This is a genomic window from Runella zeae DSM 19591 (genome assembly GCF_000423565.1).
In the GTDB taxonomy this organism is placed as follows: Bacteria; Bacteroidota; Bacteroidia; order Cytophagales; family Spirosomataceae; genus Runella; species Runella zeae.
The window spans coordinates 33,291-44,076 of the sequence record NZ_AUIF01000060.1; the positions used below are offsets into that span (position 1 = coordinate 33,291).

The window sequence follows — 10,786 nt, forward strand, 5'->3', positions numbered from 1 at the left end:
CTGTTAGACATTGCACTTTTAACCTGATGATTCAATTGAAAAAAATTCTAGCTTTAGTCATGGGGATGATAGGCCCCTATTCAATAGGCTTCCTCTTGGCTCAGCAGCCTACCTTAGGCTATCGTTCCGTAAAAATAATCCTCAAAGATGGGCTAACTTTCAAGGACCTCAATAAAAATGAAAAGCTCGATCCTTACGAAGATTGGCGTCTGTCGCCAGAGGCACGCGTACAGGATTTGATTTCTCAAATGACGATAGAAGAAAAAGTAGGCTTTATGCTTATTAGTACCACCCGAATGGCGGGCGACAACGCCTTTCAGCAAGGAGGACCGCGAACGCAAATCACCAGTGGGTTTAATGAAGAAGATTTGGTACAACCCAATAATATGTTTACTCGGAAGCCCCTCACGGTGCCTATGATGTCGGCTGCGGGTACCACCAAAGGAGTAAAAGAATTCCACTTACGACACTTTATACTTCGTGCCAATCCACCCGCAAAAACCATAGCCGAATGGGCCAATCTTTTGCAAGATTTGTGCGAAAGCACTCGTTTGGGAATTCCGGCTATTGTGGCCTCCAACCCCCGAAATCACATCACGATTGATGCCGCCATTGGATTGAGTGTCGGAACTACGGCGTTTTCAAAATGGCCCGGAGAGCTAGGACTCGCGGCCATGCATGATCTAAAACTTACGAGAGAGTTTGCCGAGATTGCGCGGCAAGAATGGACGGCAGTGGGGCTGCGCAAAGGGTATATGTACATGGCCGACTTGGCAACCGAACCCCGCTGGCAGCGTATCGAAGGAACTTTTGGAGAAGATGCCGATTGGAGCGCCGCCATGATAGGCGAGATTGTAAAAGGATTTCAAGGAGCGCATCTATCCCCCAGTTCGGTAGCCATGACAACGAAGCATTTTCCGGGGGGTGGGCCTCAAGAAAAAGGCTTGGATTCGCATTTTGATTGGGGAAAATATGCACATTATCCAGGGGGTATGTTTGAATATCACCTAAAGCCTTTTAAAGCGGCGATTGAAGCTGGTACCTCGGCTATCATGCCGTATTATTCAAGTCCTAAAGGGAAGGGATTTGAAGAAGTGGGTTTTTCTTATAACAAAGCCATTATTCAAGACCTCTTACGAAAAAAATTGGGATTCAAAGGTATCGTCAATTCTGACACCGGCCCTATTGAAATGATGCCTTGGGGAGTCGAACAGCTCACCTTAGCCCAACGCTACCAAAAGGCCTTGGAAGCAGGCGTAGATTTATTTTCTGGCACCGCAGACCCTACTATTTTGAAAGATGTAGTGAAGCAAGGACTGGTCTCCGAAACTCGAATCAATGAATCTGTCGCACGTTTATTGACCGAGAAGTTTGCATTGGGTCTATTTGAAAATCCTTACGTTGACCCTGAAAAAGCACAAACTACGGTGGGCAGTACCGCTTTTCAAGAAAAAGCCGAGTTGGCGTTGCGTAAATCTATCGTTCTTTTAAAAAATGATTCGAAAATTCTGCCATTAGCCCCCAAAACAAAGGTCTATTTTGAAACCCATTACGACAATGGTCGAGTTGCCAACCCAATTACGGTTTATAAACCCACCTCTCATCACCCATCCTTGGAATTCGTGACGACCAAAGAAGAAGCAGATGTGGTGGTATTGTGGCTTGTTCCAAGTGCTGGAGGTTTGTTTGCCTCAGCCGATAAGCCCATTGAATTAGGTTTATCAAAAAACAAAATTGATATAAGCCGCGTAAACGAAACCCTCAAAAGCAAACCTACGGTATTGGCTATCAATTTTTCAAGTCCATGGGTGCTAGATGAACTTAACAGTGAGGCCGCCAAAACAATCATAGCGACCTTTGGCACCACTACCGACGCCCTTTTGGACATCATAAGTGGGAAGTTTAACCCAACAGGTAAATTGCCATTTACAATTCCCGCTTCTCAACAGGCGGTAGAACAAAACAAATCAGATGTACCCGGTATGCTAGAACCCAAGGGTTATTCATTGTTCAAATTTGGAGATGGCTTAAGTTATCATTGATACTAAGCCATATTAACGGACTGCTATTTACTTGCCATTAAACTCTCAAATTCGAAATCAAACAAACATAATTTATCCCCAATATTGGTATGCGCAAGCAGTAGTATAAAGGGCGTGTGAGATGGCTATTCTTAATCTGTAAATCGGTATCGAAGCGTTTCGGTACCGATTTCCTGTTCTATGGCACCAATATCTAAGAAAAAGCGCAACCCACTGGTTCCAATTTCTCAATAACATCCGCAGAAAATCATAGACTAAGGCGATAATAGTAAGTAATTTGAGTCTATTTTCCCGCACGGATGCCAGCTGAAGCTACATTTTTGCAAACACAAAATGATAGCAAAATGGGCGATTTTACGCTATAAATACAACCTTAAAACCATATCTATTTGACTATCAATTACTTTAATAGAAGCTTACACACCACCATATAAAATCATTAGACATATTTTGATGAAAGTGGGTATATTTGGGGGATAGTGAAATCTTGTATGTTGTTAGCTGCCCCCCTAACGACACACACCCGTGCAGACACTTTAATCTTATTCATTAAACTCAAGTGGCAAATACAATTACTAACAAATAACTCAGTTTAGATATTGATAAGGTTATCAAAAGAGTAAAACTTGACATAAAAGACGATTGGTTTCAAGGCCCTCTAAAATATGAAGATATTTTGGATGCTAAATTTGTTTCAGAGAAATTAGAAAAGTATAACAATAAAAATCAGGAGTATAAAGCTGGAAAGGCAATTCATTTTGACATTCCAAAGCCAGTATTTAAAATACGCTATTCATCTGAAACTGACATAATAGAAAGAGTTATCTATCAGAGTTTAGTGGAAGGAATAACAGGCCAAATCTAACGCCAGTAAAAATTATAAATTTACCGAATGGAACAAAAAAAGGAACTTACAATAAAAAAACTGATAGAAGAAGCTAAAAAATTTTGCGTTGAACAGTCCAAATTTCAACACAAAGAACTTTATGGTGTTACTGACGGAAAGGCCGTAGGAACATTGATTGAACAGAAGTTTCAAAAATACCTAAACGAAAGATATGAAGTAACAGTAGGTTCTTCAGCTAAAGGAATTGATTTGCCTTCTGACAACATTCATACTGACATAAAAGTAACTTCTATTAAGCAACCGCAATCATCTTGCCCTTTCAAAGATGCCAAGCAAAAAATATTTGGACTTGGCTATAATCTTCTTGTATTTGTTTATGACAAAGCAGACGACCCAAATACTAAAACTGCAACACTAAATTTTGTGAGCTGTTCTTTTGTTCATAAAGAAAGGACTGCCGACTATACAACTTCATTTCGCTTACGAGAAATGGTAAAAGACGGTGCTAACGAAGCAGATATTGTTGCGTATCTACAAGATAAAAATATTCCAGCAGATGAAATAACTCTTAACCAAATAGCGGAACAAATCATACAAACACCACCAGAGCAAGGTTATCTGACCATTTCCAATGCTTTACAATGGAGGCTACAATATCAGCGTATTGTTGCCTTAGCAAATGACATTCCAGGAATTGAAAAAATTGTAAGCTATAACCGACCACAATGATTAAAGTATTTGAAGTAAATATTACTCATCAAGTTTCGGATTATTTAAACGATATTCTGAAGAATATTGTATCTATTGAAAAGGCTAATCAAAAAATGCATGAAGCGTTCGGCTTCATACATTTTTTTGATAATGTGGAAGATTTACAAATACTCAAAGAAACTATCTTAAGTTCTCAAAATATTGTTTCAGAACCCGACAGAGCTGAATATGGCGACTTTCAAACCAATACAGTTTTAGCAAAAAAAATTGCTTTTAATCTGACCACAAAAAATATTTCACCAGAAATAGTGATTGAGCCAACTTGCGGAAAAGGCAACTTTATTATTGCTTGTTTGGAGCAATTTACGGGCATAAAAAAAGTTTTCGGTATTGAAATTTACAAATCCTACGTTTGGGAAAGCAAATTCAATATTATAAATTTTTATTTGAGTAATCCAACTAAAAACAAACCCGAAATTTCAATCATTCACAGTAGCGTTTTTGACTTTAATTTCAAAAGTATTTTAAAAGAAGATAGCACAAAAGAGATTTTAATCATCGGCAATCCACCATGGGTAACGAACTCAAAATTAGGAAGTTTAAATTCATCAAATCTTCCTAAAAAAACAAACTTTAAAAACCATAGCGGATTAGATGCAATGACAGGAAAAGGCAATTTTGATATTGCCGAATACATTACCCTAATGATGATTGAAACCTTTCAGCATCAAAAAGGTAATATTGCTTTATTGGTCAAAAACACGGTGATAAAAAACATCGTTTTTGACCAGCTGGTAAAAAAATATGCAGTTTCTGATATAGAAAAACATTGTATTGATAGCAAAAAGGAATTTAATGTTTCTGTTGAAGCAGCTTTGTTTTGTTGCAAGCTAAACTCAAATCCATCATTCAATTGTACAGAATTTGATTTCTACAATAACTCAACTGCAAAAGTAAATTTCGGTTGGTTAGCTAACAAATTTGTTTCCAATCTTGATACTTATTCAAACGTGGAGCGAATTGACGGGCAATGCCCCTTTGAGTGGCGACAAGGTATAAAACACGATTGTTCTTCCATTATGGAATTAGACAAAGTGAACGAGCATTTTGTAAATGGACTGAAAGAAGAAATCAAATTGGAAAATGACTTGGTTTATGGAATGCTAAAAAGTTCTGACTTAAAAAATACAGTCATTAAAGAAACGAGAAAATATACGATTGTAACGCAAAAAAAAGTTGGGCAAGAAACTAATTACATCAAATACGACTTTCCCAAGACCTACAAATATTTGAGTAAACATGAAAATGTTTTTAATTCAAGAAAGTCGAGCATTTATAATAACAAACCTCCATTTTCTATTTTTGGTATAGGAGATTATTCGTTTAAGCCATACAAAGTTGCTATTTCGGGTCTTTACAAAACATTTCATTTTACGCTTGTTTTACCACAGGATGAAAAGCCTGTAATGCTTGACGACACTTGTTATATGTTAGGTTTTGACAATCTGGAATTTGCTGTTTATTCTTTAATACTTTTAAACTCTCAGACGACGGTGAGGTTTCTGCAATCCATAACTTTTTCAGATGCTAAGAGAACTTTTACTAAAGACGTTTTAATGCGTATTGACCTTTTGAAATTGGCTCAAATCATTGACAAGTCAGAATTACAGAAAGAATTAAATTATATAAACGAAACATACAATTTCAACCTAACTTTGGTCTATTGGTGCGAATTCATAAATAAAATGTCTCCAATAGAAAATAGACAAACTCAATTATTTGCCTAGACCGAGCGAGCAACTGTACATAATAACAATGTATGATTAAAAGTGGGGTTGAATAATTTGGATTGATCATTTGTAAAAATTTCAATATTCGTTCTTAAATTGAACCCCGAAAACGTTCAGAATGCTAAAAATCCGCCACATCGCCAAGCCGAAAACCGTTAGGTGCAATTATATGATACTAGAATGTTATAAAATATTGAAGCAAATAGAGCAACGCCCAGCAATGTGGACTGGAGAAGCTACTTTAAAAAGCATTAATAATTATTGCAACGGTTACCACCATGCGCTTGTAGACAATGGGATAGTTTCACATTCAAATGAACCTTTTTTCGACTGGGTAGCGAAAAAACTTGGATATTATGAATCGACTGCGGGTTGGGCTAATATGATACTAGCTTATTGCATGGGATTTGAATCAAAAGATATTAGTTGGGAAGTCGTTTTTGCAACCACTGTGACAAAGGAGCAACATTTGAAATCAATAAGTTATTTCTATGAGCTAGTTGAAGAATTCAAGAAAGAAATTGAAAAGTGTGAAGAAAACTGGCTACAATAACTAAGGTTTCGTAGTGGCTGAAAGCCAAGCCATAAAGTCCCGAAAGCCTTCGGGATTGAACGAAACTCGGGCGGGCGGCTAGCCTAGCGGTGAGTGGTGCTCACAAACCCTTTTCTTTTGTTATGGAGTTATCGTTGATTGTGCAACTTTCTTCTGTCTGTTTGATAGTCGAGTGCTTTATCAAATCCCGAACAACTCCGTAGATTCATACAATCGTATTTATAAAAAGAAGTAACACCCCTTCTCCCCCTCCCCCAAAGGCTGCCCGATTTCACTGAGTGCAGCCTTTGGGTTTTTGATAGCAAAATGGGTGATTTTGCGCCCAAAACGCTATGTCTGTTTAGCTGGGACGCATTGTGGGGAAAAATTTGCATAACATTCTATGAAATCATTAGGTACATTTGGGGTATAGGCGCAATGATTGCGTCCATATTGTGTTGGTGGCAAGGCTAACAGACACTACACAGACAAAATCAAAATAAAGGAAGAATGAAAATAGCTTTTATAATAATCGGGCTGATAGTTTTAGCAATAGCAATTTTTGCTATTTACAGACTTGTAACTGTAAAACGACAGAACAACAAACTAAATGCAGAACGCTTTGATAGAGTTAAAAAGCTCTATGACAAACTTGAAAGTGGACAAGAAGTTACAGAAAATGACGTTTTGCCTTTTGCGAAAAACGTATCAACCAGACAGACCGCATTTCAACTTTTAGCAGACCAGGACAAGACAAATCTTTTCCCGAAGGAATTCAATAATTTAATTTCAGGTGCAGAAAGCAACCTTGCAAATTGGTTAGAATTTCCGACTGAACTTGGTGCTTGCCCTGACGAAATCGAACATATCAAACGTGTAACCTTTGACTTTGACGGACAAAACAACTTTGTTCACTATGAAGTTTTTAAATGTAGAGTGAACGAACCACATTGGGCTGCAAAAGACGGATGGTTTTTAGGTGTAGTTGGACCATATTTTGACGACAGCAAACCTTACGACTTTCCACAAGCAACTTTTAGCAGAATAAGTAGTACGATAGACAAAGTAACGCCAGACGAAGAAGCAAAATGGGTTCACGAAAACATATCAATGAGACGTTGAAAGGAAGCCCAGCCACCAACATCGGTTTGGCAATATGGCGGCTGAACCGGGTCGGCGGCGCGATGCTTCTATGAAATCCCGAAAGCCTTCGGGATGCTAAAATCCGCCACATCGCCAAGCCGTAATTCGTTACTTTCTATAAAAAAATACCCCACTCTAATCTACAACGGAACTATTTGATAGCAAATTCCAAGCTCGATTTGCAAAGCTTGCATTTCTGAGCAACGATTTTGCTATCAAATGAAAGTGGCCATTGCACTGATCATCACAGGATCCGCAAAAGCACCACTTTAAAATGATAGCAAAATGGGTGATTTTGCACCCAAAACGCTATGTCTGTTTAGCTGGGACGCATTTTGGGGAAAAATTCGCATAACATCCTGTAAAATCATTAGGTACATTTTATTGAAAGTGGGTATATTTGGGGTATAGGCGAAAGGGTTGCGGCTATATCTTGTTGAACAAAATTGAGGTGGGGCCAGCAGTAGGCCGTTTGGAGAGCAAGTAGCCGGTTTTTGTCTAACTTCGCGGTGAGGGAAGCAGAGCTTTCAAGCGCGGCGAAGTTAGACAAAAACCATGAGAAAAAGACTTCTCAAATCTAAGATTTGCAAAATATTTTTCTCATTCCGGCTTTAGAGAGCTTAAGGCCACTTTTCCTACACCTCAACTTCGTCCAACAGGGAATAGCCAAAATTCCCTTACATTTCGACCTAATCGGTCTTTATTTCAGGGAACTTCGGCTATTCCCTACCCGTTGTGTGCTATATAATGAAGCGACATATATACTATGAATTGGAAAGATCATATTACTAAAATAAACTCAAATTCAGCGGACAAGACAATAAGTTTTGGCTTTAATTCACCGACAACAGACTTATTGTTAGAAGATTTGAAATTGGAATTTAACCTTGACGAATTACCGAGTGAACTTGAAGAATTATATAGGCAGACTAACGGAATTGAACATAAAATGACTGTGGACAATATTGGTGAACTGACAATTGGTGAATTAATTTGGACAGTGGAGAGAACTATTGAAACAAATAAGGAGTACAGAAATTATAAAGAATTTAAAGATTTGTATATGTCCTTTGAACAGTTACTGTTCTTTTCGGACGCTGGGAACGGGGACTTATTCGGTATCGTAACACTGAACGGAAAGTTTGACCATCATGACATTTTTAGTTGGAATCACGAAGACGATAGTAGAAATTGGGTAGCACCCAACTTGGCCAAATTCATAGAATGGTGGTTAGACGGAAAGATTAACGTGTGAAGAATATACAGCACACAACATCGCATTGGCTATATGGCCGGCTGGACGTTCAGCCATTGGGCGGACGGAATGCTATTAGGCTTCAGTTCCGGCAGAAGTTGCGCTATTGGGCAGCAGAATTTAACTTAAACACTCTACCTTTATCGGGCATTGGTAGCCAGGCGGACGAAGCCATGAATCCGGCCACATCGCCAATGCTTTTACGTTATGGGTAATAGTAAAAATCCAATATATTTCAAATGACTACTGAAAATCAACAAATTAAATACTATACAATTATCGGAGAATTTGTCTCAAAGGTCAATACGTTCGAGTTTATTGTTAACGTGATGCTGGAACAAATTGTTGGTACTTATTCTGAAAACTCTACAAATAAAGATTTGTTGAACGATACGATTGATTTCATTCAAGAACAAAGCTTGCGTATACGAATAAATCAAATCATCCTACTTATAACTATGATAACTATGAATAATCAAGCGAATGCTGAACTAGAAGATGCAGTAGAGTCGTTAAAGGGGTTCTCTAAATATTATAACAAATCAATTAGAAACGTTAGAGACTTTATTGCCCACAACCCCTTTCTCGAAGGCGAAACTCTAAAAATTGTTTCCTCAAGGCGTTATCAAGGCAAATTAAACTCTATGACATTGACAGACATAGAAGAGCATACAAAAGCACTTATTCCTAAAATAAAAGAACTATTCTCAACTGCAGAAATAATTGCAAAATACTATCCAGTAGAAGTTACCAGAGAATTAAACTAAGTTCTCATATAGAGCTTAAATAACTAAAGCCCATAACACCATGTTTAAATTATGCCCGGTGACGTGGTTCTCGAAGGTTTCTGCTTTTTAATTACATTAGTGCTGGCTCTACACGAAGGTACTCTTAATCGGGCACAATATAAACACTAAACGTTAGCAGTAATCATATCTATAGCTATTTTGATAGCAAATTCCAAACTTGATTTGCAAAACTTGCATTCCTGAGCAACGATTTTGCTAGGGGCCCTGAATACATCACAACAGGAGTCGCAAAAAGACCGTTTCAAAATGATAACAAAATGGGGGTGATTGTACGCTAAAAGCGCTATATGTGTTTAGCTGTTACCCACTTTGGGAAAAATTTGCATAACATCATTGGGTACATTTTATTGAAAGTGGATACATTTGGGGTGTAGGCGAATTCTTTCGCCTATATCTTATTGTAGGCAATGCAGTGAACGACCATGCTTCAACGGACTTCCAAAAAATGAAAGAAGACAAAATAATACATAAACAAATTGAACCTTTGTTAGCTTACTTCCAAAATTTGATTCCTCTAAATAAGGAAGAAAAACAATTGGTATGCGACTTGTTCAAACCCAGACTGTATCGCAAACGACAGTATGTATTGCAAGAAGGTGATGTATGCAATCAGTTCAATTTTATAGTTCGAGGTTGCCTGCGTATGTACAAGGTAGATGATAAAGGAAATACACACATTGTACAGTTTGCTTCCGAAAATTGGTGGTTGAGCAATATTGGTAGTTTTCACGAACGCAAACCCTCTGAACTCAATATTGATGCTTTGGAAGATACAATGGTATTACAAATAAGCCATGATAATTTATTGACTCTATATATCCAAGCACCCAAGTTTGACCGCATTTTTAGAGTACTCATTGAAAATAGCTTCATATCGCTTCAAAAGCGATTATTGCAAAACATTAGTTCTTCTGCTGAAGAACGATATTTATCATTTATAGAAAGTTATTCGCACCTCACAAACCGCATTCCACAAACGCAAATCGCTTCATTCTTAGGCATTACACCCGAATTTTTAAGCCGTTTAAGGAACAAGCAAACCAAAAAATCTTAAACTATATCAATACTATTTCTTGACCTAGTTCATTGGAGTTGGAGCTATTTACAACCCAACTTTGTGCTGTCAAATTTTCATTAAAATTTAAAGAGAGATAGTATGTCAACAACATCAAAAGTAGCCATTATTGGCTTAGGAAATATCGGAAAAACTTTAGCCCAAAACTTTGTAAAAGGGAATCGTCCTATCATTATTGCAAGCCGAAAGTTGGAAGATGCAAAAGCATTGGCAAAAGAATTAGGAACACTCGCGACAGCAACCGAAATACGGGAAGCTATTAAGAATAGACTTGTTCTTTTGCTGATAATCAATATTTTATGATATATTTGCGGTAATTAACATTTTAATAAGTTATTATGAAATCACAAAGAATTAGTATATTTAGTAATATAAAATCTGATAGAGATTTTCGAGCTACAACAGGCCTTAGTAAAGAGGAGTTTAATAGGTTATCTGAAAAGTTTTCTTGTTATTATACTCCAACAGTTCTATCAGGATTTCCTAATGGGTTTGGTAACAATAGTATATTTCAAAACTCAAAAGAAGCTTTGTTTTTTTTATTATATCATTATAAAGTAGCGACTACTTATGATGTTCTTG

At 37.4% G+C, this 10,786-nt stretch carries 11 protein-coding genes; all 11 read left to right on the forward strand.

The features are described 5' to 3' along the window. Nucleotides 1–59: 59 nt before the first annotated feature. Nucleotides 60–2,042, forward strand: a complete 1,983-nt coding sequence (locus G563_RS0116245; RefSeq protein WP_051211023.1) for a glycoside hydrolase family 3 protein — start codon at nt 60–62, stop codon at nt 2,040–2,042. Between the two features lie 676 nt (nt 2,043–2,718). Further along, a complete protein-coding gene (locus G563_RS0116250; protein ID WP_028666246.1) occupies nt 2,719–2,907 on the forward strand; it encodes a hypothetical protein in 189 nt (62 codons plus the stop codon). 27 nt (nt 2,908–2,934) lie between these two features. Beyond that, nucleotides 2,935–3,618 (forward strand): type II restriction-modification system restriction endonuclease, encoded by a 684-nt coding sequence (locus tag G563_RS0116255; RefSeq protein ID WP_028666247.1) that lies wholly within the window; start codon nt 2,935–2,937, stop codon nt 3,616–3,618. Further along, nucleotides 3,615–5,387 (forward strand): hypothetical protein, encoded by a 1,773-nt coding sequence (locus G563_RS34975; protein WP_051211022.1) that lies wholly within the window; start codon nt 3,615–3,617, stop codon nt 5,385–5,387. The genes G563_RS0116255 and G563_RS34975 overlap by 4 nt, the downstream gene beginning before the upstream one ends. Nucleotides 5,388–5,508: 121 nt before the next feature. Beyond that, nucleotides 5,509–5,943, forward strand: coding sequence for a hypothetical protein (locus G563_RS0116265; protein WP_028666248.1), 435 nt, complete (start codon nt 5,509–5,511; stop codon nt 5,941–5,943). A 489-nt stretch (nt 5,944–6,432) separates the two neighbouring features. Next, entirely contained in the window at nt 6,433–7,044 is a 612-nt protein-coding gene (locus G563_RS0116270) for a FeoB-associated Cys-rich membrane protein (RefSeq protein ID WP_028666249.1), read from the forward strand. A gap of 787 nt (nt 7,045–7,831) precedes the next feature. Beyond that, complete coding sequence (locus G563_RS0116275; protein WP_028666250.1) at nt 7,832–8,320, forward strand: SMI1/KNR4 family protein; 489 nt, start codon at nt 7,832–7,834, stop codon at nt 8,318–8,320. A gap of 239 nt (nt 8,321–8,559) precedes the next feature. Then, complete coding sequence (locus G563_RS0116280) at nt 8,560–9,087, forward strand: hypothetical protein (RefSeq protein WP_028666251.1); 528 nt, start codon at nt 8,560–8,562, stop codon at nt 9,085–9,087. 487 nt (nt 9,088–9,574) lie between these two features. Further along, nucleotides 9,575–10,183 (forward strand): Crp/Fnr family transcriptional regulator, encoded by a 609-nt coding sequence (locus G563_RS0116285; RefSeq protein ID WP_037327183.1) that lies wholly within the window; start codon nt 9,575–9,577, stop codon nt 10,181–10,183. Nucleotides 10,184–10,285: 102 nt separating this feature from the next. Then, nucleotides 10,286–10,507 carry an NAD(P)-binding domain-containing protein gene (locus tag G563_RS34980; RefSeq protein ID WP_037327165.1) on the forward strand — a complete coding sequence of 74 codons (222 nt, stop codon included), beginning with the start codon at nt 10,286–10,288 and terminating at the stop codon, nt 10,505–10,507. A 35-nt stretch (nt 10,508–10,542) separates the two neighbouring features. Next, nucleotides 10,543–10,786 (forward strand): hypothetical protein (locus G563_RS38675; RefSeq protein ID WP_211235281.1); only part of this gene is annotated, 244 nt, incomplete at its 3' end.